Origin of the sequence: Nitratiruptor sp. YY08-10 (assembly GCF_016629565.1) — a bacterium.
Lineage (GTDB): Bacteria > Campylobacterota > Campylobacteria > Campylobacterales > Nitratiruptoraceae > Nitratiruptor.
Window position 1 is genome coordinate 1,495,551 of record NZ_AP023057.1, and the last position, 24,558, is coordinate 1,520,108.

A 24,558-nucleotide genomic window follows, 5' to 3' on the forward strand; every position below is an offset into this window, starting at 1 on the left:
TTTCTAAAATCCTCTTAAAACCAATCCAAAATAGAGAGCCATAACACCCAAAAAGATATTGAGCGGCAACATATATTTCGCAATCGGCGCTAACATTTTCTTCGCCATCAAGTAGTTGCTTGCAAGATAGTAACTTTGCGCTTTAAACCGCAACCAGACCATACCAGCGTAATTAAGCGTCATAACAAGCCATATGGCCTCTTTTACATGTACAATTGTACTCAAATCGGTATGTCCACTAAATCCAAAGACATGGGCCATATAGAGTCCAGTTATCAAAATAATTACAATAAAAGGAAGCACTAAACCAAAAAGCCTTCCCGTAATTTCAAGGAGTCTTGCAAGCCGAATATGGTCATCATCGATATGCTGCATAGACGGATGTACTGCAAAGCGAATAGCAATCATGCCACCAACCCATATAATAGCTCCAAGAACATGGAAGAAAATAATGTATTTCATCATCTCACCCATGTCCCCTCCTACACGTGCTCTTTTGCATACTCAAGCGCCGCTTTCTTTGCTTCATCAATTTTTTGTGGGTTCTTTCCACCAGCTTGTGCAAAATCGGGACGTCCTCCGCCACCACCGCCGACAACCGGAGCGACGGTTTTGACCCAATCACCAGCTTTCAGTTTCACTCCTTTTGCACCAGCAGCAATCAAAACTTTTTCACCCTTTTTTTGAAAAAGCATCACTGCCAATTTTTCGTGTGCATTTTTCAAATCATCTATGATTTTTTTGATATCTCCAGCATCTACCTCATCAACCACTACTTTGACACCGTTGATCTCCCAAGATGCCAGTTCCTTTGCACTCATACTGCTCATATTTTTGAGCTCTTGCTTGAGATTTTTTATCTCCTCTTTAAGCTTTTTGATACCAAGTACAACATCTTTATTTTTAACTTCCTCGCTTGCATGTACCAGTTCTTCTCGCCACGATTTTGCCAAATGTACCGCACTCATACCACATACAGCCTCAATTCGTCTCACTCCACTGCTAACCCCTGACTCTTTGGTGATGAAAAAGGAACCTATCTCCGCACTATTTTTTACGTGCGTACCGCCACACAGTTCCACACTCACATCACCAAATTCAACAACCCTCACCACATCGCCATATTTTTCGCCAAATAGCGCCATGGCACCTTTTTCTTTTGTCCTCTCTATCGGCATCTCCTCCACTTTTGCTTCAATTCCTTGCGCAATCACTTCATTGACAAAATTTTCAACGCTTTTTAGCTCTTCACTTGTAAGAGGCTTTGGATGGGAAAAGTCAAATCGAAGCCTATTCGCTTCAACCAAACTTCCCTGCTGCGTCACGTGCTCCCCTAAAATTTTTCTCAGTGCTGCATGCAATATATGGGTTGCCGAATGGTGTTTGGCAATTTCTCGTCTGCTTTTATCGACAATCGCTTCAACTGCCTCATCTTTTTTAACCTCTTTTATCGCTTCAACAAGACTCATATTGAGTTCGAAAAATTTCTTCGTATCAAGGACTTTGGCAATTATCTCACCTTCATACAGGCGGATCTCGCCTCTATCGCCGACCTGTCCTCCACTTTCGGCATAAAAAGGTGTTTCTTCAAGTAAAATCCACCCCTTTTGTCCTGGCTTCAAAAACTCACTCTTTTTAAAATTCTCATCCAGCAACCCCGTAATAATCGTATGGGCTTTGAGTTTTTCATACCCCACAAATTCGTTTTTAAGGCCCAATAGTTCTTTGAAATCACCACTGAGTACCGCATCGCCGCTTCCTTTCCAAGCAGCTTTTGCTCTTTGGCGTTGCTCTTGCATCAGCGCTTCAAAGCGGCTCTTATCAAGGCTCAGTCCCTTTTCTCTCAGCATATCTTCTGTCAAATCGAGTGGAAATCCGTAGGTATCATAGAGTTTAAATGCCACATCCCCGCTAAAAACCTCTTTTGTTTTGGCAAGTTCCTCTTCAAACAGTTTCATTCCAGCTTCGATCGTTTGATAAAAGCGATCCTCTTCCGCACGAATCTGCTCTTTGACAGTCGGAAGTTTTTCATGCAAGTAGCTGTAGTGTGTTCCCATTATTTCAGCCACTTTGTCTGCCAACCGATACATAAACGGCTCTTTAAGCCCAAGCAGATAGCCGTGGCGGACTCCTCGTCTGAGAATTCTTCGAAGAACATAGCCTCGACCTTCATTGCTAAACATCACACCTTGACTAAGCAAAAAGGTTACTGCTCTGATATGATCGGCAATGACACGAAAGCTCGCGCCCTCTTCATAGATGTATTTTTTCTTCGCAAGATCACTGATAGCATCGATAAGAGGCATGAAGAGGGAGCTGTCGTAATTGCTCAAAACTCCCTCTTTAATAGCGGTAATACGCTCCAATCCCATTCCCGTATCGATACTCGGTTTTGGAAGCGGCAGCAATTCACCCGCTTCATTTCTTTCATACTGCATAAAAACAAGGTTCCATATCTCCAAAAAACGATCGCCATCTCCGCCAAGGTAATCTTCGGGCCCTTTGAAATGCTCTTCACCCTGATCATAGAAGATTTCACTACACGGCCCACATGGACCCGTATCGCCCATCTGCCAAAAATTGTCTTTGTCACCAAATCGTTTTATCCGATCTTTTTTCACGAATTTTTGCCATATCTTTTCGGCTTCATCATCGCTCTCATGGACCGTTACCCAGAGCTTTTCAACAGGAAGTTCTAAAACTTTCGTTACAAACTCCCACGCATAGGCTATGGCTTCCTCTTTAAAATAGTCTCCGAAACTAAAATTGCCAAGCATCTCAAAAAAGGTGTGATGCCTTGCGGTATAGCCTACATTTTCGAGATCGTTGTGTTTTCCGCCTGCTCTGATACAGGTTTGGCAGCTCGTCGCTCTTGGAACTTCAGCCGGCATTTCACCAGTGAAGATCTTTTTGAATGGCACCATCCCTGCATTGGTAAAAAGAAGGGTAGGATCTTCTGGTACAAGGGGTGCACTTGGATAGATCGTATGCGCTTTGCTGGCAAAATAGTCCAAAAACTCTTTTCGAATATCCATATGAAGCCTCATTTCATAATTTTTAATGGGTTATTTTACCAAATTACTGCTTTGGAATAAGATAGCCTTCGTTCACCATCTCCAGCACAATATCGCGAAAAACGGGAACAGCAGTTTGTGAAGCAAAATGTCTGGTATGGGGTTCTATGACTGTTACCCCTATCGTATATCTGTGGGTGCGATCATCGGCAAAACCGAAAAAGGAGCTGTTATACAAATGCACATATCGGCCATGTTTGACTCTATGGGCAGTTCCTGTTTTCCCCCCTATAAATAGGCCTTCTACTTTAGCAACAGTCCCCGTCCCTTTTTCCACAACTTTTCGCAAAACATTTCGAACCATTGCTGCTGTCTTTTCATCAATAACACGTACTCTTTTGGGAGGTTTTAAAGCCACTCTTTTACCGCTTGGTGTCGTTAAAAAGGAGGCAATTCTTGGAGTGATACGTACACCGTCGTTATTAAAAACATTATAGGCATTCAAAAGCTGCATAAACGTGGTTTTGATTCCATATCCATACCCTACCGTCGCTTTATAAATCTCACTTCGAAACTTATGTACGGGTATGAGATAGCCGCTATGTTCATACGGCAAATCGATTCCCGTTTTTTGGGAAAAACCAAATTTTTTTAGACCGTTGTAAAACTCCGTTTGCGAAAGTTTTTGCGCAAGCTGGGCGATACCGATATTGCTTGAATAGACAATGACATCTTCCACACCCATCCAGCCCATCTTATGTTCGTCGGTGATTATTTTACGGCCCAGTTTGTAACGACCGTTGTAGCCAAACACGATATCGTATAACGATATATGTCTGTTTTGCAGGAGCAATGCAAAAGTGATTGGTTTCATAACGGAGCCGGGTTCAAACTCGTACTCTATCACTTTTGCATTGAGGGCATTGTAATCTTTCTTTCGGATATGTTTGGGATAGAATCGATTGGAAGAGGCGATTGCCAATATTTTTCCGCTGTCACTCTCCATAACCGCTGCAATAATCTCTTTTGCTTCAAGGTCTTTTTTATGGGTATCTAGAATCTTTTCCAGATTTTTTTGAAACAGCATATTGATATTGAGATGGACGTTATAGCCATCTATACGTTTTTTGACAAAGGTCTCTTTATTGAAGATGATATTGTTTCCAATATCCCGCTTTCCCCGGATAATACCGTCTTGTCTGGGTCGGATTTTGGCTTCATAATACTTTTCAATCCCTTTGACACCTGCAATTTTGGTGTATTGATGATCTTCATATTTGCGTACATATCCAAGGACCGGCGTCAGAGTGTCCTTGTATGGAAAAGCACGACTCTCGCCACTTTCCAAAATGGTCAGACCTTGCTTGATAACTCTGTTACCTACTTTATAGGGAACAAACATATCCATTCGATAGAGTTTTCTTGCCAAGGATTTCAACTGATAAGCCGTTTTTGTATCGATGTTGTATGAAAGGACTACATACCCTTTTTTTCTGAGCTTTTTTCGTATGATTTTTGGATTCATTCCGCTAAATATGGAAAATAGCTTTACAAAAAGCTCTTTTTTATTGGGATCGATACATCGTGTATTGACAGCCACCTTATAGAGTTTGTTGGAGTAGGCCACCTGATATCCGTCACTGCTGACGATAGATCCACGAATGGCACGATTTTTCTCTTCCACAATCAATCGTGGCAGTCTCCTGTCTTCTACAACAATCTTAAAAAGGACCGCCAAGAAAATCGCAATACCAAAAACAAAAAGTAAGAAGATGGAGACTATTTTATAGAGTTTCGTAGTTTGGTCCATGTGTGGCGTTCTTAAATCTTTTTTTGGGTAAATATAGGTAGAATAATACTCTTAATGCTATAAAGATTGACTTAAAAGAGCCTTATGATCGATAAACGACTATTTTACATCGCTACAGCCATCATCGTCGTCAGCATGTTGGCTTCATACAGTATGACAACATACACGACACTCTTTTTTGGCTATTCACAGTTTCACTTTTTCATACGCCAGACCCTTTTTGGACTCGCAGCCATTTTTATCATGTGGATATTGGCCCAGTTTGATCCCGATAAACATGCTGTTCCATTCGGTCTCGGAGTCTTTTTCCTCTTTTTTATCCTCATGCTTACGATGCACTTTTTGCCATCCTCTATCGTCACCGCCGTAGGAGGAGCAAAGCGGTGGATAAAGCTGCCCTTTATCTCCATCGCTCCGGTTGAGTTCTTCAAAGTAGGTTTTGTCTTTTTTTTAGCATGGAGTTTTTCACGAAAATTTCAGCAAACCTCAACTCATCCCCTTTGGAGCGAACTAAAACTGATCGTACCCTATCTCGTCATCTTCCTGATTGCCGTTGTCTCCATTGCCATTTTCCAAAATGATATCGGACAGGTTATGGTTCTGGGGCTGACACTCTCGTTTATGCTGGTCTTTGCAGGACGCAGCCTGAAACTTTTTTTCATGCTTATTTCATTGGCTGCCGTGCTTTTTGTGCTGTTTGTCTCTATCTCCGAACACAGGATTGCCCGTATCAAAATGTGGTGGGCCAGCGCACAAAACTATATCCTTTCCTATCTGCCTGGCTGGATGGCTCAGGAGTTGAAACTCGATGATGCTAAGGAGTCTTACCAGATTGTTAATTCACTACATGCAATTCACCATGGAGGCATTCTAGGCCAGGGCGTCGGAAACGGCACACTGAAACTGGGGTTTTTGAGTGAAGTGCATACAGACTTCATCTTGGCGGGTCTCAGTGAAGAGATAGGGTTTATCGGTGTTGGACTGTTGATGTTTCTGTATATTCTCTTGATCCATAGACTTTTCAAAATAGCACACAGAAACAAAGACACGATCACCTATCTTTTCAGTGTAGGCGTTGCCATGTTGATAGGATTTTCTTTACTTATCAACTCATACGGTATCAGCAGTATCTTGCCTATCAAAGGTCTTGCAGTTCCGATGCTCAGTTACGGAGGAAGTTCCATGCTTGCAAACGGAATGGCTCTTGGTATGGTACTGATGCTTAGTAAAAAGAGCAGAGCATGCGTATCCTCATAACAGGTGGCGGTACAGGCGGCCATCTCTCTGTCGCCAAAAGTCTCAAGGAAGCTTTCAAAAAAAAAGATATTTTGCTCTACTATATCGGTTCTACCTATGGGCAAGACAAGATATGGTTTGAAGAAGACAAAGATTTTCAAAAAACGCTCTTTTTCGATGTTAAAGGTGTTGTCAATAAAAAGGGAATCAAAAAGATAGGAGCATTAACAGATATAGTGCGCGCAAGTTTCACAGCAAAAAAATTGATCAAAAACGAATCGATCGATGCTGTTGTGAGTGTAGGAGGCTACTCTGCTGCAGCGGCAAGTTTCGCGGCACTGCAACTGAACGTTCCTCTTTTTATACATGAACAAAATGCCGTCAAAGGAAAATTAAATAAACTCCTTTCACCTTTTGCCAAAAGAGTATTTTGTTCATTTACTCCACCCTACGACCCCTACCCCGTACAAAGCATCTTTTACGAAACCAGACGAATCAGAAAAGAGCTTCAAACTATCATCTTTTTAGGAGGCAGCCAAGGAGCGAGACAGATCAACGATCTTGCTATGAAATGGACGAAAGAGCTCCAAAAATACAATATCAGAATCATTCATCAAACCGGTTTTAAAGATTATGAAAGAGTACGCTCTTTTTATGAAAAAGAGCACATAAACGCTGATGTGTTTGCCTTCGATCAAAACATAGCACAAAAAATTGTCCAAGCCGATTTCGCGGTATCAAGAAGTGGCGCCAGCACTTTATGGGAACTTGCCACCAATCTGCTGCCAGCTCTTTATATCCCCTACCCTTATGCAGCAGGTGATCACCAAAAACATAACGCGCTTTTTTTACAGAGACATGACGCATCCATCTTATTTGAAGGGCAGAATGTAGAAGATATTGTAACTCTTGATATCACTCGTATGAGTGAAAAGCTCTTGCCTTTTTCCAAACCCGATGGAGCACAAAAAATAACAAAAGAGATAATGGACAGAGTTTAATCTATCACTTCCACTCTGTTTTTTCCTTTCTTTTTCGCTTCGTAGAGTGCTTTGTCAGCTCTTTGAAGAACTTCTATAAAATTTTCGTCATCATGTTTTTGCGTTACACCGAAACTTGCAGATACACGAATATTTTCTCCATCCTCCAAAACAATCGAATGGTGTTCAATCACCTCTTTGAGCCTTTCGGCCAATTTTTTCGCTCCATCTATATTCGTATTCATTAGAAAAATCAAAAACTCCTCTCCCCCATACCGATACACTTTGGTATCTTTTCGAACATATGTTCGTAATATTTCACCAAACTCTTGCAAAACCTTGTCACCTGCTATATGACCGAACGTGTCATTGACCTTTTTGAAATTATCGATATCTATTACGATGAGACTATATGGAAGATCGGAGTTGTCGATTAATGGAACATATTTTTCCAGACTGTTTCGGTTTAATACTTGCGTTAATTGATCAATTTCTGCTTCTTTTTCCTGTTTCTTAAAAGCTTTCTCTATCACAATGAGTTTCTTTCTATTCTCCTCTATCTCTTTTTTCAATTTTTCATTCTCTTTTTCTAGTCGAGCCACTTTTTGCTTCATATCCTCAATCTTCTTATTGTCATGACTTTTGATAGCATCAACACTTTCATGAAGGTAACCGTTGTGCTTTTCGATATTTTTTTGAAATTTTTCTAAAGACCTCTTGGAATGGTCATTTATCGCATAAAGATCATCGGCCAGTTTTTCTAAATCTTCACTGGACATTGTTTCTGGAGTACTTTTTTGATGCTCATGCAAAGCCAAAACGTTGTTTGGAGTCAAAAGATGCTTGTTTTTGAGTGCTTTACAAATTGTCAAAAACCAGTCTCGATAATTAGCCGGTGTAAAAGGGATCTTTTGTTGACTCAAAAAATGGATCGTCTCTTTTGCCACTTGTTTGACAAACTCTGTTTCATCTTGATTTACATCCGTTTTTGCTATCAATTCTTCACATTTCATGGTCACATCCTATAGCCAAATATTATCAATCAACCGTGTCGAGCCAACATATGCAGCAACCAAGATAATACTCTTTCCTATCTGAACCTTTTGAATTGGACGAAACTCTCTATCAACAAAAGCGATATATTCGACTCTCAAATCTTGCAAAATCTTTTGCATCTCTTTTTGAATTTCTTGGATATCCAGTATCCCGCTTTGCACCATTTTAGCCGCTTTTTTCAAAGACTTCGAGATCAATAGAGCCTTTTTCCTCTCTTCATCGCTTAGATAAACATTACGACTGCTTAAAGCAAGTCCGTCAGTGTCACGGACTATTTCACATGGTACTATCTCAATATCCATAAAAAAATCGTGTACCATTTTTTGAATGAGATAGAGTTGCTGAGCATCCTTTTTTCCGAAATAGGCTCTGGTCGGCGATACAATATGAAAGAGTTTGTTGACAACTTGTAAAACACCGTCAAAATGTCCCAGTCGAAAGTGACCTTCAAGAATATATCCTTTTTGATGGGGAGCTTTTACAAGGACCTCGTCTTGAAAGTAAATTGTATCTGGCTGAGGCATAAAAAGAATGTCTACTCCGGCAAGTTCACAAATTTTCTTATCCGCTTCATACCGTCTGGGGTATTTCTCAAAATCTTCTCCTGGCAAGAATTGCGTCGGATTGACAAAAACAGATACGATCGTATAGTCATTTTGTTCTTTGCTCTTTTCTATCAGTGACAGGTGCCCTTGATGAAGCGCGCCCATCGTTGGAACAAATCCAACGCTCCCTTTCAGCGATGTTCTAGCTTCTTTCAGTTCTTTTGGAGTGCGGACAATCTGCATCTATACCCTTTTGATATAATTCTTATAAAATTTTACCCAAATTAGGAGCAAACAATTGGACAGCTACGAATATTCTGAACTACTCAAAAAACTGGAACAAAAAATTGAAAATATCAAAAACATCATTAAACCGGACCAGATTCAAAAGCGTTTGGAAGAGATAGAACAGCTGGAAAACTCTCCAGACTTTTGGAATGATGCAAAAAAAGCGGGGGAGATTCAAAAAGAGAAAAACAGACTCTCTCGCATCTTGGAAAAATATGAAGAAGCACGTAGCAGTGTCGAAGATGCAAAAGATCTTTTTGAGATGGCTTCAGAAGAAGAGGATACAGAGACACTCAATATGCTCTTTGAAGAGGCACCAACACTTGAAGAAAAAGTCAATAAGATAGAAATAGAAACGATGCTCAGCGGCGAAAACGACGATAAAAATGCAATTGTTACCATCCATCCGGGTGCCGGCGGAACCGAGTCGCAGGACTGGGCCAGCATTTTATACAGAATGTACCTCAGATGGGCGGAGCGTCACGGCTTCAAAGTAGAGGTTCTGGATTATCAAGAAGGAGAAGAAGCGGGTATCAAGGATGTCAGTTTTATCATCAAAGGTGAAAATGCCTACGGATATCTGAAAGCCGAAAACGGTATACATCGACTGGTCCGTATCAGTCCGTTTGATTCGAACGCAAGACGTCATACCTCCTTTGCTTCAGTGATGGTCAGTCCAGAAATCGATGACGACATCAACATTGTCATTGAAGATAAAGATATCCGCGTGGATACGTACCGGGCCAGTGGCGCTGGAGGACAGCATGTGAATAAAACGGACTCGGCCATTCGGATAACCCATATCCCTACAGGAATAGTAGTCCAATGCCAAAACGACAGAAGTCAGCATAAAAACAGAGCTACCGCAATGAAAATGCTTAAATCCAGACTGTATGAACTCGAACTTGAAAAGAAACGTGCAGAGCAAGAGGGCATCGAAAAGAGTGATATCGGCTGGGGCCATCAGATACGAAGTTACGTTTTGGCACCGTATCAACAAATCAAAGACAACAGAAGCAACAAAGCCTACTCCAATGTAGAAGCGATTCTTGATGGCGATATCGATAAAATTATCGAAGATGTGTTGATCGCCGAAGCCGAGAAAGAGAGTAAGTAACTCTTTTTCGGTTTTATTTATCTTTCTCATCAACTCATTTCATCAACTTCTCTTCTTTTAAAAATATTTCCAACATTTACAACAAAATGTATTCAATTTGGTCGGTTTTCAGTTTTGTTTAATCTTCTCGTAGTTACCATGAATGGTGTAACAGTTATGCAATCAATTGCATAATCATTTATCATATTAAATATAAGGAGATGTAATGGCACCATCTGAGATTCTTGGTATTGTTTATGCAGGTCTTATGAGCGTTTCTGCTGTAACTTGGTTGGGATTCAACCTAAAAAAATAAGGCTAAGAATTCTTAGCCTTTAACCTTTTTCAACTTTCTTTCTTCCAACTTGTACACTGCATCGCATCGCATCGCCAAATCCATATCATGCGTGACCAAGAAAAGTCCGGCATCATAAGTCTTGATATATTCAAAAACTCTGTCCATAACCTCTTGTGCCGTTTTTTGGTCCAGATTGCCTGTCGGCTCGTCGGCAAATACAATTTTTGGCTTTTTGGTTAAAACCCTTGCAATACTTACTCGCTGCTGTTCTCCTCCACTCAGTTCGGTAACTTTTTTTTCAATCACATGCCCTATCCCAAAAGCTTGAATAAGATTTTCATCGATCGGCTGTCGACTTAAAAGGGAAGCCACCTCTATATTTTCCAATGCTGTAAAACCCTTAAAAAGATAGTGAAATTGAAAAACAATGCCTATATGGTTGCGACGTATATCTTGAAGTGTTTTTCTGTTTTTTTTGTGATAGATGAGATTGCCAAAAAGTTTCACTTCACCATGTTGCGGTTCAAGCAAAGTTGAGCAGATATGCAAAAGTGTCGATTTGCCACTGCCACTGACTCCGACAATGGCCAGTGACTCTTTTGGACTCAATGATACATCAATATTTTTAAAAAGAGGATAATCAAATGAATGAGCAATGTTTTTCGCTTCCAATAGATGCATGATTTCCCTTTTCTTTTAGGGAGTATTATAGCAGTAATACAAAAATGCGGAAAATTGAGATACGAAGAAGGAAGGAAAGTCCTTCATAAAGATTTTAGGTGAAAAAAGTATTTTTGAAATATTTATTATTCAGTAATCTACCTGCTCCTATGCTCGCTCACGAAATTCCTTGAATTTCGGGCTTCTCTTTAGTCGCAGGTTTCAGTAAGGCACGAAGGACAAGCAGTTGTCCTTCTAAAAAAAAGCCTTTGGCTTAAACTAACCGCAAAGCTTCATTCACTTTGCTCATTTGCTTTGCTTCAAGGTAACTTAGCAACTCCTATGCTCATCACGAAATTCCTTGAATTTCGGATTCGCATATAGTCGTTGCTTTCAGTGAGGCACGAAGGACAAGCAGTTGTCCTTCTAAAAAAAAAGCCTTTGGCTTAAACTAACCGCAAAGCTTCATTCACTTTGCTCATTTGCTTTGCTTCAAGGTAACTTAGCAACTCCTATGCTCATCACGAAATTCCTTGAATTTCGGATTCGCATATAGTCGTTGCTTTCAGTGAGGCACGAAGGACAAGCAGTTGTCCTTCTAAAAAAAAAGCCTTTGGCTTTTTTTTACCTCACTTCATCTGAGCAGCGACTTCTGCAGCAAAATCCTCCTCTTTTTTCTCGATACCTTCACCAAGCTCATATCGGATAAAACCGATAATTTTCGCGCTGCCACCCGCAGCTTTAGCAGCTTCATCAATTACTTGTTTGACGCTCTTTTTGTCATCTTTTACAAATTTTTGTCCAAGAAGGGTGTTTTCTTCAACAAATTTTTTGATTTTTCCTGGAATGATTTTTTCGATGATATTAGCAGGTTTGCCCTCTTTTTCAAGTTGCGCTTTAGCAATCTCTTTCTCTTTTTCAATCACTTCAGCAGGAATGGATTCTTCATCAAGATATTTTGGATTCATCGCTGCAATATGCATTGCTACATCTTTTAATAAATCTTTGATTGAAGCACATACCTCTTCTTTGTCACAGCTTGCAGCAACGATAACACCTATCTTTCCACCCATATGAAGATAACCGTTGACAACGCCAGGTCCATCTACGCAGATTTTGTCAAATCGTCTTACTACGATATTTTCACCAATTTTCGCAATCTCTGCTTTCATATACTCTTCGAAAATCACGTTATCAATTGGTGTTTTGTAAAGCTCTTCTACACTTTCTACTGCACTCTGGGCAATATGTCCTTTTACTTTTTCAACGAGTGATTTAAAGTTTTCGTTTTGCGCAACGAAATCTGTCTCAGAGTTTACTTCTACGATTGTCGCACATTTAAAATCATCGCTTACTTGAACGGCAATTGTTCCTTCACTTGCCACTCTGTCTGCTTTTTTTGCTGCTTTTGCAATCCCTTTTTTTCTCAAGATTTCGATCGCTTTGTCCATATCTCCATTTGCTTCTTGAAGCGCCTTTTTACAATCCATCATACCAGCGCCTGTGCGCTCTCTGAGTTCTTTTACTTGTGCTGCGCTGATTGCCATTACTTCTCCTCCTCTTCAGTTTCTTCTGCTTCACCTTCTGCTACCGCTTCTTCGATAAGCTCTTTTTTCTCTTCTTCTGTTGCTGGTGCGGCTTCTTCCTCTTCACCTTCTAACTCTTGCTCTCGAAGCTCTTTTCCTTCGATGATCGCTTCAGCCATCTCTTTACAAAAGAGTTGAATACTTCGGATAGCATCATCATTTCCTGGAATTGGATAGTCAATAAGATCTGGATCACAGTTTGTATCCAAAGGCGCTACGATAGGAATACCAAGTTTGTTTCCCTCTTTTACTGCGATATGCTCTCGAACGGCATCGATAATGAAAAGCATATCAGGAAGTTTTTTCATATCCCGAATACCACCAAGAAAGTTTTCAAGTTTCTCTTTCTTTCTTCGAAGCATCAACGCTTCTTTCTTGGTCAATAGGTCCATCTGACCAGTTTTTTCCATCTCTTCAATGATTTCAAGTTTTCTGATTGATTTTCGAATAGTATTAAAGTTAGTAAGAGTTCCACCAAGCCATCGTGAATTTACATATGGCATACCGCATTTTTTTGCATACTCTTCGATTGCATTTTTCGCCTGTTTTTTTGTTCCAACGAAAAGAATCGTTTTTCCCTCTTTTGCCGCATCTCGAACGATATTATATGTATATCTGAAATATCGAAGCGTTTTTTGCAAGTCGATAATGTGGATATTTTTTCTAACACCAAAGATAAATGGTTTCATCTTTGGATTCCATCTGCGTGTTTGATGTCCAAAGTGCACACCGCACTCGAGTAGGTCTTTCATTGTTACCATGATTGCTCCTTGTATGATTTTAGGTTTTTGCCTCCGCAGTCATCAACGGCTCTTGCCGCAACCCGTCAAGGATTACTGCGTGTGTACTAAAAGGCGAGTGATTATATAAAAAAAATACTTAAATTGCGTTGAGGAAATGGTTTAGTAAGAAAAGTAGGAGAACCTACTTTTCTTGTAGCTCTTTAAGAGTTTGAAGAACCTTTTCAACATGCCCTTTGACACGAACTTTAGGCCACACTGCAGCCACATTGCCTTCCGGATCTATTAAATATGTTGTACGAATAACCCCTTCATACTCTTTGCCATACATCTTTTTTATTCCCCAGGCACCATACGCTTTGAGAACCTCTTTTTGTGTATCGCATAGCAGTGTCACTTGCAGCTGTTTCTTTTCGCTGAATTTTCTGTGACTTTCACAACTGTCAGGACTGACTCCCAAAACAACTGCTCCAAGCTTTTCAAACTCTTTCAAGTGTGCCGTAAAATCAAGCGCTTCTGTAGTACATCCTGGAGTATTGTCCTTTGGATAAAAATAGAGAACTATCCATTTTCCTATGAGATCTTGTAAACAGATTTCTACTTCATCTTGATTTGGCAAACAAAACTGAGGTGCTTTTTGTCCAACTTCTATCATTTTATTTTCCCTCCCTTTCAAAGATTGTTGTATTTGGCTTTATTTTCTGGACTGTTTTTGTAAAAATGCCTTCACCTTTTTTGATCAAATTTTTTTCTTCATCAAAATGTTTTGCACTGCTCAGTGCACAACTAGGTGATTTCGATTTGACAACAAACATATCGATGTCTGGATGTTTTTGGCACAAATCCGAAGCATATTTTTCTATCCATTCTGTGTAATCCTCACCAGATTCGTTGCCTATAGCGCGTCCATTGACAATATCTATCGTTTCTCGGGGCGTTCCTAAAATCGCATCTTCAGGGCAAAAAGCGATGACCTCATCACACCCTTTCAAGACAGATTGCAGTGATTCATCTTTTTTGTTGCTCCCGTCGTATCGACAGTTTTGCCCAAGCAAACAGGCACTCACAGCAACTTTTACCTTTTTAGACAACGCAAACCCCTCTTGTTCGTTTTGCAAGATAGAGTTTCTCATCTGCTTTTTTGATTAATTCTTTTAACTCTGTTTCACTATCACAAATTCCACACGAAAAATTGTAATGTACGTTTTTACCATCATCAGTCACAATACAATCTTCATGAACTTTTTTTCGAATCCGTTCTTCTATAATTTTCTTCGCTTCCTCTTTTGAACAATTTCCAAAAAATATCACAAATTCTTCACCACCATATCGAACAACAAAATCTCCTGTACGTAAAGAATTTTGCAAAATAGTCCCAAAATGACGTAACACTTCATCTCCGATACTATGTCCATATGTATCGTTTATCTGTTTAAAATGGTCCAAATCTAAAATAGCTATAGAAACAGGCTTTTTTTGACGTTTGAAATTTTCCAAAAGTTTATGACCGGCATCAAAGAGATAATACCGGTTATAACATCCAGTTAAAGCATCTTTAATAGCCAATTCTTTGATTTTATGAAATTGCACCATAGATTTCACCACATTGTCGATACGACATACAAATTCAGCATTAAAAAAATTTTTTTTCAAAAAATCATTAGCACCACTTTTCAAAAAACGTGTAATAACATTACTATCATCTGATGCTGTTAAAGCTACTATGCCAAAATCCTCATAAAAATATCTCTCTCGAACATAGCGAACAAATTCTAGGCCTGTTTCATTGTTTTTCAACATATAATCAACGATTAATAATTTAATATTGTGCATTTCTATCATCTGTTTCGCCGCTTTAATGGTATCTGCCAAATAAACTTTTGTATAAGGATAGTATATAGCAAAAAAATGTTGTAAAAATTTTTGAAAGGAAGGTGAGTCATCAAGTATCAGAACCTCATGTTCATCCATAAATTCTAAAATTGTCAACTTTGTAATGAGATAATCCAACCGGACCATATCCCGCTTAATGATAAAATCAATCACCCTTTTTTTTGTATATTTATCAAAAACTTCTAAAGATTCTGAAGCAGTAATTACGATAACAGGTTTGTTGTTAGCAATTAATTTGTCGATAAGTTCGCACTCGTTACAATCTGGTAGATAGATATCAAGCAAAACAAACTTATACTCGTCCAACGATGGTAATTGCTTGAACTCCGCATAACTTGAAATATGAGTGACTTCGTATGATAATTGCGATTCTAAGACATTTTTAATATTTTTTGCATAGAATCTATCATCTTCGATCAGCAAAATTTTATTCATACAATAACCACCGATTTGAGTTCTGTATACTCTTCTAATGCAAACTTTGGTCCTTCCCGGCCAATACCGGAATATTTCACGCCCCCATAGGGTTGAATATCGAACCGCAAAGTTGGAATATCGTTAACAACAACGCCTCCAGCTTCGGCATCATCGACAAATCGCTTAATCACTTCGATATCTTTTGTAAAAATCGAAAACTGCAAACCATATGGAGAGTCGTTCATTTTTTCGATCGCTTCTTCATAACTTTGAACTTTCACAAGAGAAACGATCGGAGCAAACACCTCTTCGCACACAATCTCCATATCATCCGTCACATCCGCCAAAATGGCTGGATAAAAATATTTTCCTTCCCTTTTTCCTTCCAAAATAGCTCTAGCTCCTGCCTTAATAGCACTTTGCACCCAACGTTCAGCCCTCATTGCCGCTTCTTCATTGATCAGCGGACCCATGAAAGTATCTGGTTCATACGGATCACCCACTTTGAGCTTTTTCGTATCATTAGCTAAAGCTTGTGCAAACTCTTCATAGACTGCTTCATGGACATAGATTCGCTGCAAACTAATACACACCTGCCCGCTGTTAACAAAAGCTCCCACGGCACATCTGCTTGCGGCCATCTTGATATCAGCATCTTTATCGATAAAAGTAGCCGCATTTCCGCCAAGCTCCAGACTCACTTTTTTGATACCCGCGTTTTTCATGATAATCTTTCCAACTGGAACACTTCCGGTAAAACTGATTTTTCTTGGGATCTCATTCGTTACCAGAGCATTTCCCACTTCAGCATCCCCATAGACAAGACTGAGCATATCCGGTACGGCATATTCGCTTTCGATAAACAGTTTTGCCAGTTTATATCCAGTTAACGGTGCTTCAGGAGTCGGTTTGTATACTACGGAATTGCCAGTAACCAATGCAGGAGCCAGCTTATGGACTGAAAGATTGAGAGGGAAGTTAAAAGGCGTAATGGCGACAACCACACCAAGAGGAACCCTTTTATAATAGCTCATCGTTTTTCTTCCGCTTTGCGTTGCATCGGTATTGATCGTCTCTCCATTAAGGCTTACTGCAAAATCGGCACTAAGTTCTATCGTCTCAATAGCACGCTGTACTTCCACTCGGCTAAAAGCGATAGGTTTACCCACCTCTTTTGTAATGGTTAGAGCAAACTCCTCCTTTTGCTCTTTCAGTTTTGCCGCCACATCTCTTAACCAAGCAACCCTTTGAGAAAGTGGAATGATGTTTTTATATTTTTGAAAAGCTTTTTGAGCGATTTGCAATGCCTTTTTTGCATCTTCGGCATCACACTTTGGAAATTTTGCAACTACTTTGTCGTTAAACGGGCTACGATGCTCTTCCCACTCCTCTTTATGTGCGGGGGTTGATCCAAAATATATTTTTGCCTCTTCCATAACGACTCCTTAAGCATACTTTTAGGCTGATTATAACCTATTTCTTTTTAAACATTATTTTGATAGACTTGGGCCTAATTTACTATTAAGATTTTTAACAAAAGGGAACAGTTTTCATGGAAAAAGCACGATACATCTGGATGAATGGAGCTTTCGTCAATTGGGATGATGCAAAAGTGCACGTTCTTACGCATACTCTTCATTACGGAAATGGCGTTTTTGAAGGGACAAGAGCATATAAAACTGAAAAGGGACTTGCGATTTTCAGGCTTCGTGATCACACGAAACGTCTGCTCAATTCAGCAAAAATCACGGCAATCCAATGCCCTTATACACTCGAAGAGCTGGAGGAGGCTCAGATCGAGCTTTTGCGAAAAAACAGTTTCGACGGCAACGTATACATCCGCCCTCTCATCTACCTTGGATATGGTGTCATGGGACTTTACCATGTTAATGCCCCGGTAGAAGTAGCAATTGCAGCTTGGAAATGGGGAAGCTATTTGGGTGATGAAGGGCTTGAACATGGGATCCGCGTCAAAATTAGCTCTTTTGCACGAAACAGTGTCAAATCGACCATGGGCAAAGCCAAAGCGGTAGCCAATTACCTCAACTCCCAAATGGCGAAATTTGAGGCATTAGAAGCGGGCTATGAAGAGGCGCTGCTTCTTGATGATGAAGGGTTTGTAGCTGAAGGGAGTGGAGAGTGCCTGTTTATTGTCCGAGACGGCGTGCTCATCTCTCCTCCAAATGACAATTCCCTTGAATCCATTACACAAGATACCGTTTTAAAAATTGCAAAAGAAAAAGGGTTGCCGATTGAGAGAAGACGTATAACAAGAGATGAAGTCTATATCTGCGATGAAGCCTTTTTTACAGGAACCGCTGCAGAAGTTACGCCGATCAAAGAGGTAGATGGCCGAATCATTGGCAACGGAAAACGAGGCCCAATAACCCAAGAACTCCAAACAGCCTATTTCGATATCGTTTATGGACGAAATCCAGCATATGAACATATGCTGACATATATTTAAGGAGGCATGATGCCAGCAGATCTGAATGATTATTTTAAAAATAAGATGGATGATAATGGTGGAGACAACAGAGCTCCACAGTTTTTGAAAGATTTTAGCAAAAAAGCAACAATTCTTTATGTTATTTTAGCCATAGCGGTCCTTTTGATCATCGCAAAACCCTATACGATTATACAATCTGGTGAAGTGGGAATCAAAGTAACTGCAGGAAAGTTTGATCCCATTCCTTTGGCTCCAGGTATCCACTTTTTTATCCCTGGTATTCAAAAGATCATCAAAGTCGATACGAAAGTACGAATCATAAACTACAAAAGCGAGCACGATACTGCTTTTGGCAATGTCAACGAAGGAATCATCGAAAAACCCGCTATAACGGTTTTGGATGCCAGAGGGCTTCCCGTCAGTATCGATTTGACAGTACAGTATCGACTCAATCCAGCAAACGCTCCACAAACAATCGCCACGTGGGGCCTAAGTTGGGAAGAGAAGTTGATCAATGCAGTGGTTCGAGAAGTGGTACGAAATGTCATCGGACGATACAAAGCAGAAGAGCTTCCAGTGAAGCGAAACGAAATAGCAGCACTTATCGAACAAGAGATACGAAAAAAGATCGATAGTTTCAAAAACAAGCCTGTGTTTTTAGAGTCCGTACAGCTTCGAGAAATTAACCTCCCACCAAAAATCAAAGAACAGATTGAACGGGTTCAAATCGCTAAGCAAGAAGCCGAGAGAATGAAATATGAAGTAGAAAAAGCAAGACAAGAGGCCGAAAAAAGAGCCGCTCAGGCACGAGGAGAAGCAGAGGCGAAAAAGATCCGGGCACAAGGGGAAGCTGAGCGGATCATGATCGAAGCAAAAGCCAAGGCTCAGGCAAATACGGTGATCGCAAAAAGCGTAACACCTGAGCTTCTTCGTCTCAAACAGATAGAGATCCAAGGGAAATTCAATGAAGCATTGAAAGTCAACAAAGATGCAAAACTTTTCTTAACACCAGGCGGTGCTGTACCAAATATCTGGATCGATAGCAAAGATCATCAAAAAGCAATCTCCATTTCTCGATAACGGCGGGACTTCCCGCTTTATAAAGGAAAACTATGCAATTTTCCATCGACTGGGAAAAACATCCACTTATTCCGGCCATCGTTCAAGATGTGGATACAAAAGAAGTTTTAATGCTTGCATACATGAATGAAGAGGCTTTACAAAAAACGCTTTCCACCGGATTTGCACACTACTACTCAAGAAGCCGACAGAAACTGTGGAAAAAGGGTGAAAGCAGTGGCAATGTACAAAAAGTGGAAAGTGTGAAGCTTGATTGTGACAGTGACACAATCTTGCTTGAAGTCAAACAGCAAGGTCCAGCGTGTCATACAGGAAGAAAGAGCTGTTTCTATAAAGATCTGCTGCTTGGACATATCACCAGCGAACCTATCCAAAATCCTGATGAAATGTATGAGGATGTTGTCGATAGACTCTATCATATTATCCAGGAGAAAAAAGAGGCCGATCCTTCACAATCATGGACAGCCAAGCTCTTTAGCAAAGGTGAAAACAGCATCCTCAAAAAAGTGGTAGAAGAAGCCGGAGAGTTCTGTTTTGCCGTCAAAGATGATGACAAAGAACAAATCATCTATGAATGTGCCGACCTCGTCTACCATACATTAGTGGCGCTTGCGAGCAAAGATATTTCTCCAGAATTAATTAGAAAAGAGCTAAAAAGGCGATTTGGAATAAGCGGTATAGAAGAAAAAGCTTCAAGGAGTAAATGATGAAAAAGCTATTTACACTTCTCCTTCTTGCTTCTACACTTTTAGCACAAAATGCCATTTTGGCAGTCCAATGGTTTCCCTCTGTGTGCAAGGTAAAGCATTACAAAACTTGCAAAAAACCGATAGAGTACTGGCAGACACATTTTACCCTTCATGGACTGTGGCCTACGAAAAAAGAGTACTGCAATGTTCCAGCAAGAGCAAAAATGCTCGATAAAAAAGGAGATTGGGGATCACTTCCAAAACTCATTAATCCATCAATGACAGAACTGCTCTTTACATATATGCCAGGGGCTGTTATAGGACTACACAAACATGAGTATGTCAAACATGGAAGTTGCTTGAGTCCAAGCCCAGACTTTTATTTTCTCACATCATTCTCATTGCTTTCCCAACTCAACAATACTCCTATGCGTTTTTTCTTCTTAAAAAATAGGGGGAAACGTGTTCAAACAGCAAAAATTGCAAAGCTTTTTGATAAGGCCTTTTTCAAAGGAGCAGGAAAGCGAGTTCGATTTATATGTGAAAAAGGGTATTTGACAGAGATGCGGATTAATCTTGCTGGAGAGATTTCACCGCAAAGCTATCTGTGTGATCTTTTGCGAGAGGCAAAACCGATAAAACGAGGGTGTACAATCGGTAAAATTGGGCGCTAATAGAGATATCCCTCTTTTGCCAATGCCTCCCTTATAGCTTTCAATTGCTCATTTTTATTTTTGCACCATTCAGGTGCCAATAGGGTTTCATCACCTATACCCGCACTCACCCGTTGTATTATCATCTCTTTTGGAAGCATCTTTATCGCTTCAACAAGGGTTTCGATATAGGTCTCTTGTGAAATAGGAGTAAATTTTCCCTTCATATAATCAACTGCCAAGGCAGTATTTTTCACCACATACAATGGATGGATCTTAATGGAATCAATACCCCATTCGATCGACTTCTTGATAGTTTGCAACATCATATCGGGCGTTTCGTCAGGCAGTCCAAAGATCACATGACCGCAAACTTTCAGCCCTTTTGCTTTGCTTTTTTTGATCCATTCCTCCACATTGGCTACATCATGGCCTCTATTTATCTTTTGCAAAGTTTCATCAAAAACCGATTGGATGCCATATTCGATCCAGATCTCATATTTTTGTGAAAGATCGGCTAAAAAATCCAAAATCTCTTCTGTAACACTGTCGCTTCTTGTCCCGATGCTCAACCCGATACATTGTGGCTGCTTGAGCGCTTCTGTGTAGAGGATTTTAAGAGTTTCCAAGGGAGCATACGTATTGGTAAAAGCTTGAAAATAGGCTAAAAACTTCTCATAACCAAATTTTTCATAATGTGCTTTCGTTCCAATGTATTGGAAACGAATCTCTTGCAGCTGTTTTTGCAAGAGCGGATTGGTTGTGCTCTCAGGTGACAAAAAGATCTTTTTGGTTTTTGCTAAATTTGGACTGAAAGATTCATTTTCACAGAAGGTACATCCCCCTTTGGCCACCCGCCCATCGATATTTGGACAGGTAAAACCTGAGAGCCCCAGGGGAACCTTCTTCACTCTTGTTCCAAAACGTTTTTTACAGTATCTTCCAAATGTCAGTAGTCGTCTCAATCCGATCCTCTAGTTTTTGTTTGGCACTGGATAATTGCCATCAAAACATGCCATACAATAGCTTTGATCGTTTCCGACACTTCGAATTAATCCGGGAATAGAAAGATACGCTAAGGTATCTGCACCGATATATTTTCGTGTCTCTTCAACACTGAGTCTCGAACTGATAAGCTCCTCTTTCGTAGGCGTATCGACTCCATAATAGCATGGGCCCGTAGTAGGAGGTGCGGAGATTCTCATATGCACCTCTTTGGCACCAAACTCTTTTAAAATAGAAACAATTTTTTTGCTTGTAGTTCCTCGTACGATACTGTCATCGATAACGATAAGCCTTTTTCCCTGAATCACGTTTTTGATCGGATTGAGTTTCATTTTTACTTTTAAATCTCTAATCTCTTGTGTCGGTTCAATGAAAGTTCTTCCCACATAGTGGTTTCGTATGATACCAAGCTCAAAAGGAATTCCACTCTCTTCACTGTACCCTATAGCAGATGCTACACCGCTATCTGGGACAGGAACGACCATATCTGCCTCTACTGGATACTCCTTTGCAAGCTCCCGACCCATTTTTTTGCGCAGTTCATACACATTTTTCCCAAAAACATTACTGTCAGGTCGTGCAAAATAGATATATTCAAAGATACATTTTGCCGGAGTCGGATCAAAAACCTGAATACTTTTTGGCTCTATACCCTCTTCGAAAACAAGGAGTTCGCCCGGTTTCACATCTCGTACATATTCAGCCCCTATAAGATCAAAGGCACATGTCTCGCTAGCTACAACCCAGCCTTCACCGAGTCTTCCAAGTACCAGCGGACGAAATCCATAGGGATCTCGCATTGCAAACATCTTCTTTCTACTCAAAAGAATCATCGAATAGGCACCCTCGATTTTATGCAGAGCTTCGATGATTCGATCATACAGATGCTCTTTTTGGCTCCTGGCGATCAGATGGATGATATTTTCCGTATCCATAAATGTCTGAAAAATCGCCCCCTCTTTGATCAGCTCTTTTCGTACTGGTTTTGCATTGGTCAAATTACCGTTATGCACGACAGCTATTTGACCAAGATCGTACCTTGCAAAAATGGGTTGGGCATCAAGCACGGAATCATCCCCGGCAGTTGAGTATCTCGTATGGCCTACTGCACTGTTTCCTTCAAGCAAAGAAAGTTTTTTTTCATCAAAAACTTGCGTTACAAGTCCCCGTCCTTTGGAGATATGGATACGCTCGCCATCACTGCTCGCTATTCCGGCAGCTTCTTGACCTCTGTGCTGTAAAGAAAAAAGACCGTAAAAGGCATATTTTGCAGCCTCTGGAACATTGAAAAGTCCAATTACTGAACACATCTTACAATCCTAAACAGTCATCGATAGTATATAAGCCCGGCTCTTGTGCAACAAGCCATTTGGCGGCTTTGATAGCCCCTTTTGCAAAAGTGTCGCGGCTCGTTGCTGTGTGGTTGAGTTCGATATATTCGCCATCATTATAAAACCCAACAGTATGACGGCCCACAATATCACCGCCTCGAAGAGCAAATACACCGATTTCATCTTTGCTTCGTTCACCGATATTCCCGTCTCTTCCGCTCACTCGTACCTTTTCAAGATCGAGTTCTCTCGCTTTTGCTGCATACTCTGCAAGCGTTAAAGCAGTGCCACTAGGCGCATCTTTTTTGTATCTGTGATGCATCTCAACGATCTCGATATCAAAATCTCTCAGTTTTTCACTGGTCATCGCCACAAGTCTTTTGAGCAAAGCAATACCAAGGCTCATGTTTGTCGCATATAATACCGGAGCTTTTTGAGCAAGTGTTTGCATCAGATTTTGCTGATGTTTACTTAGTCCCGTTGTCCCGCTTACCAATGGTTTTGGATGATTCAAAAGTCTCTCCAAAAGAGCTTCCGTCCCTTCAGGCAATGTAAAATCGATAATCACATCGCTTTTTTGAATGAGTGTATCGATATCGTTCGTCACTGTCGCACCCGGTACCTCAAGCTCTATGCCTTTGAGAACATGAACAACACAAACTCTTGCAATTTCATCGTTTTGAAGATTTTTAATAAGCAGTGAACCTACTCTTCCACTTCCCCCATATATTCCGACATTTAGCATGGTTTCAACTCCCCAATTTTTTCGATATAATCGATTGCACTGATAGCTGCCGTTGCTCCATCTCCGGCAGCACACACAACCTGTTTCGATGCATCTGCTCGGATATCTCCGGCTGCGAACAGTCCCGGAATGTCCGTTCGCATTCGAAGATCAACAATCACTTCACCCCAGTGATTGACGCTGCATAAAAAGCTACCGTCCTCTTGCTTAAGGACCTCGTTGTTGACATTCATACCTACAAATACAAAAATACCAGGAACTTTCAAATCGATCTCTTTGCCCTGCTGATCGATAATCACACCTTGCAAACCCATCTGATCGCCATAGGCTCTTTTGACCGTCGCATTCAAAATGAGTTCAATTTTTGGATTTTTCAATACTCGATCCACTGTGGCAGGAGCTGCTCTAAAGGCATCACGTCTATGAATCAGATAGACTTTCGAAGCTATCTTGGATAGATAAAGTGCCTCTTCCAAAGCGGTATCCCCGCCACCAAGAACAGCCACCTCTTTATCTTTATAAAAAAAGCCGTCACATGTTGCACAAGTACTCACACCTTTGCCGAAAAACTCCTCTTCTCCTTCAAAACCGGCTCTTTTTGGAGTACTGCCTGTACAGACGATAACCGCTTTTGCCTGAAACGTTTTTTGGGATCCGCAATGGATAGTAAAGGTTCCGTTACACTCTCTTGTAATTCTATGAACCTCTTCCATCTCATGCTTCAGACCAAATCGCATAGCCTGTTTTGGCCAGCACTCCATAAGTTCCATTCCTGTTACCACTTCACAGACTCCCGGGTAGTTCTCCACTTCACTGCTTTGTGTAATTGCTCCTCCGGGAAGTCCCTTTTCAAACATGACTACATTGGATAGTCCACCTCTTGTGGCATAAAGACCTGCAGTCAATCCCGCGGGTCCACCACCAATTATTGCAAGATCGAGCATTTTAGGATCCTTTATTGCTAAATCTGCAATATACCTTGGTATA

General features: G+C 40.6%; 23 protein-coding genes. 7 read left to right on the forward strand and 16 right to left on the reverse strand.

Annotated elements, in window-relative coordinates:
* Nucleotides 1-3 precede the first annotated feature (3 nt).
* Genes JG735_RS07980 through JG735_RS07990 form a run of 3 tightly spaced genes read right to left on the reverse strand, consistent with a single transcriptional unit; the run spans nucleotide 4 to nucleotide 4,824 of the window.
* Complete coding sequence (locus JG735_RS07980; RefSeq protein WP_201334543.1) at nucleotides 4-474, reverse strand: hypothetical protein; 471 nt, start codon at nucleotides 472-474, stop codon at nucleotides 4-6.
* An 8-nt stretch (nucleotides 475-482) separates the two neighbouring features.
* Nucleotides 483-3,035: an alanine--tRNA ligase gene (gene alaS, locus JG735_RS07985; protein WP_201334544.1), complete on the reverse strand. Its 2,553-nt coding sequence runs from the start codon at nucleotides 3,033-3,035 to the stop codon at nucleotides 483-485.
* Between the two features lie 43 nt (nucleotides 3,036-3,078).
* Nucleotides 3,079-4,824: a penicillin-binding protein 2 gene (locus JG735_RS07990; RefSeq protein ID WP_201334545.1), complete on the reverse strand. Its 1,746-nt coding sequence runs from the start codon at nucleotides 4,822-4,824 to the stop codon at nucleotides 3,079-3,081.
* Nucleotides 4,825-4,908: 84 nt separating this feature from the next.
* On the opposite strand from JG735_RS07990, the gene JG735_RS07995 reads away from it, so the two are divergent.
* Both JG735_RS07995 and JG735_RS08000 read left to right on the forward strand, forming a co-directional pair.
* On the forward strand, nucleotides 4,909-6,081 hold the full coding sequence (locus JG735_RS07995) for an FtsW/RodA/SpoVE family cell cycle protein (RefSeq protein ID WP_201334546.1): 1,173 nt from the start codon (nucleotides 4,909-4,911) through the stop codon (nucleotides 6,079-6,081).
* Nucleotides 6,066-7,061 carry a UDP-N-acetylglucosamine--N-acetylmuramyl-(pentapeptide) pyrophosphoryl-undecaprenol N-acetylglucosamine transferase gene (locus JG735_RS08000; protein WP_201334547.1) on the forward strand — a complete coding sequence of 332 codons (996 nt, stop codon included), beginning with the start codon at nucleotides 6,066-6,068 and terminating at the stop codon, nucleotides 7,059-7,061. The genes JG735_RS07995 and JG735_RS08000 overlap by 16 nt, the downstream gene beginning before the upstream one ends.
* Here JG735_RS08000 and JG735_RS08005 read toward each other — a convergent pair.
* Nucleotides 7,058-8,053 carry a GGDEF domain-containing protein gene (locus tag JG735_RS08005; RefSeq protein ID WP_201334548.1) on the reverse strand — a complete coding sequence of 332 codons (996 nt, stop codon included), beginning with the start codon at nucleotides 8,051-8,053 and terminating at the stop codon, nucleotides 7,058-7,060. The two genes, JG735_RS08000 and JG735_RS08005, sit on opposite strands and share 4 nt — an antisense overlap.
* Nucleotides 8,054-8,062: 9 nt before the next feature.
* A complete protein-coding gene (gene panC, locus JG735_RS08010; protein ID WP_201334549.1) occupies nucleotides 8,063-8,884 on the reverse strand; it encodes a pantoate--beta-alanine ligase in 822 nt (273 codons plus the stop codon).
* Between the two features lie 55 nt (nucleotides 8,885-8,939).
* Between panC and prfB the strand changes: the two genes are divergently transcribed.
* Nucleotides 8,940-10,046 (forward strand): peptide chain release factor 2, encoded by a 1,107-nt coding sequence (gene prfB, locus JG735_RS08015; RefSeq protein WP_201334550.1) that lies wholly within the window; start codon nucleotides 8,940-8,942, stop codon nucleotides 10,044-10,046.
* Between the two features lie 307 nt (nucleotides 10,047-10,353).
* Here prfB and JG735_RS08020 read toward each other — a convergent pair whose 3' ends face one another.
* The 7 genes from JG735_RS08020 to JG735_RS08050 form a co-directional block, all read right to left on the reverse strand.
* Nucleotides 10,354-11,004: an ABC transporter ATP-binding protein gene (locus JG735_RS08020; protein WP_201334551.1), complete on the reverse strand. Its 651-nt coding sequence runs from the start codon at nucleotides 11,002-11,004 to the stop codon at nucleotides 10,354-10,356.
* A gap of 608 nt (nucleotides 11,005-11,612) precedes the next feature.
* Nucleotides 11,613-12,530, reverse strand: a complete 918-nt coding sequence (gene tsf, locus JG735_RS08025) for a translation elongation factor Ts (RefSeq protein ID WP_201334552.1) — start codon at nucleotides 12,528-12,530, stop codon at nucleotides 11,613-11,615.
* Complete coding sequence (rpsB, locus tag JG735_RS08030) at nucleotides 12,530-13,330, reverse strand: 30S ribosomal protein S2 (protein ID WP_201334553.1); 801 nt, start codon at nucleotides 13,328-13,330, stop codon at nucleotides 12,530-12,532. The genes tsf and rpsB overlap by 1 nt, the downstream gene beginning before the upstream one ends.
* A 163-nt stretch (nucleotides 13,331-13,493) precedes the next feature.
* Nucleotides 13,494-13,964 (reverse strand): thioredoxin-dependent thiol peroxidase, encoded by a 471-nt coding sequence (gene bcp, locus JG735_RS08035; protein ID WP_201334554.1) that lies wholly within the window; start codon nucleotides 13,962-13,964, stop codon nucleotides 13,494-13,496.
* Nucleotide 13,965: 1 nt separating this feature from the next.
* Nucleotides 13,966-14,400, reverse strand: coding sequence for a DUF523 domain-containing protein (locus JG735_RS08040; RefSeq protein WP_201334555.1), 435 nt, complete (start codon nucleotides 14,398-14,400; stop codon nucleotides 13,966-13,968).
* Complete coding sequence (locus tag JG735_RS08045; protein WP_201334556.1) at nucleotides 14,393-15,625, reverse strand: diguanylate cyclase; 1,233 nt, start codon at nucleotides 15,623-15,625, stop codon at nucleotides 14,393-14,395. The genes JG735_RS08040 and JG735_RS08045 overlap by 8 nt, the downstream gene beginning before the upstream one ends.
* An 8-nt stretch (nucleotides 15,626-15,633) precedes the next feature.
* Nucleotides 15,634-17,055, reverse strand: coding sequence for an aldehyde dehydrogenase family protein (locus JG735_RS08050; RefSeq protein ID WP_201334557.1), 1,422 nt, complete (start codon nucleotides 17,053-17,055; stop codon nucleotides 15,634-15,636).
* 116 nt (nucleotides 17,056-17,171) lie between these two features.
* Between JG735_RS08050 and ilvE the strand changes: the two genes are divergently transcribed.
* The 4 genes from ilvE to JG735_RS08070 are packed head-to-tail and all read left to right on the forward strand — an operon-like array spanning nucleotide 17,172 to nucleotide 20,511.
* The gene (gene ilvE / locus JG735_RS08055) at nucleotides 17,172-18,086 is read left to right on the forward strand and encodes a branched-chain-amino-acid transaminase (RefSeq protein WP_201334558.1); all 915 of its coding nucleotides are present in this window, start codon (nucleotides 17,172-17,174) and stop codon (nucleotides 18,084-18,086) included.
* 9 nt (nucleotides 18,087-18,095) lie between these two features.
* Nucleotides 18,096-19,148, forward strand: a complete 1,053-nt coding sequence (locus JG735_RS08060) for a prohibitin family protein (RefSeq protein ID WP_201334559.1) — start codon at nucleotides 18,096-18,098, stop codon at nucleotides 19,146-19,148.
* Nucleotides 19,149-19,180: 32 nt separating this feature from the next.
* Nucleotides 19,181-19,855: a bifunctional phosphoribosyl-AMP cyclohydrolase/phosphoribosyl-ATP diphosphatase HisIE gene (hisIE, locus tag JG735_RS08065; protein ID WP_201334560.1), complete on the forward strand. Its 675-nt coding sequence runs from the start codon at nucleotides 19,181-19,183 to the stop codon at nucleotides 19,853-19,855.
* The gene (locus tag JG735_RS08070) at nucleotides 19,855-20,511 is read left to right on the forward strand and encodes a hypothetical protein (protein ID WP_201334561.1); all 657 of its coding nucleotides are present in this window, start codon (nucleotides 19,855-19,857) and stop codon (nucleotides 20,509-20,511) included. Before hisIE ends, JG735_RS08070 begins: the two co-directional genes overlap by 1 nt.
* Here the strand turns inward: JG735_RS08070 and JG735_RS08075 are convergent.
* From JG735_RS08075 to trxB, 4 genes are read right to left on the reverse strand one after another with little or no spacing between them, the layout of a single operon-like run.
* Nucleotides 20,508-21,455 carry a TIGR01212 family radical SAM protein gene (locus JG735_RS08075; RefSeq protein WP_201334562.1) on the reverse strand — a complete coding sequence of 316 codons (948 nt, stop codon included), beginning with the start codon at nucleotides 21,453-21,455 and terminating at the stop codon, nucleotides 20,508-20,510. The genes JG735_RS08070 and JG735_RS08075 overlap by 4 nt on opposite strands.
* Nucleotides 21,456-21,464: 9 nt before the next feature.
* Nucleotides 21,465-22,805 carry an amidophosphoribosyltransferase gene (gene purF / locus JG735_RS08080; RefSeq protein WP_201334563.1) on the reverse strand — a complete coding sequence of 447 codons (1,341 nt, stop codon included), beginning with the start codon at nucleotides 22,803-22,805 and terminating at the stop codon, nucleotides 21,465-21,467.
* A 1-nt stretch (nucleotide 22,806) separates the two neighbouring features.
* Entirely contained in the window at nucleotides 22,807-23,571 is a 765-nt protein-coding gene (gene dapB, locus JG735_RS08085; RefSeq protein ID WP_201334564.1) for a 4-hydroxy-tetrahydrodipicolinate reductase, read from the reverse strand.
* Nucleotides 23,565-24,515, reverse strand: a complete 951-nt coding sequence (gene trxB / locus JG735_RS08090) for a thioredoxin-disulfide reductase (protein ID WP_201334565.1) — start codon at nucleotides 24,513-24,515, stop codon at nucleotides 23,565-23,567. The genes dapB and trxB overlap by 7 nt, the downstream gene beginning before the upstream one ends.
* Between the last annotated feature and the right edge of the window lie 43 nt (nucleotides 24,516-24,558).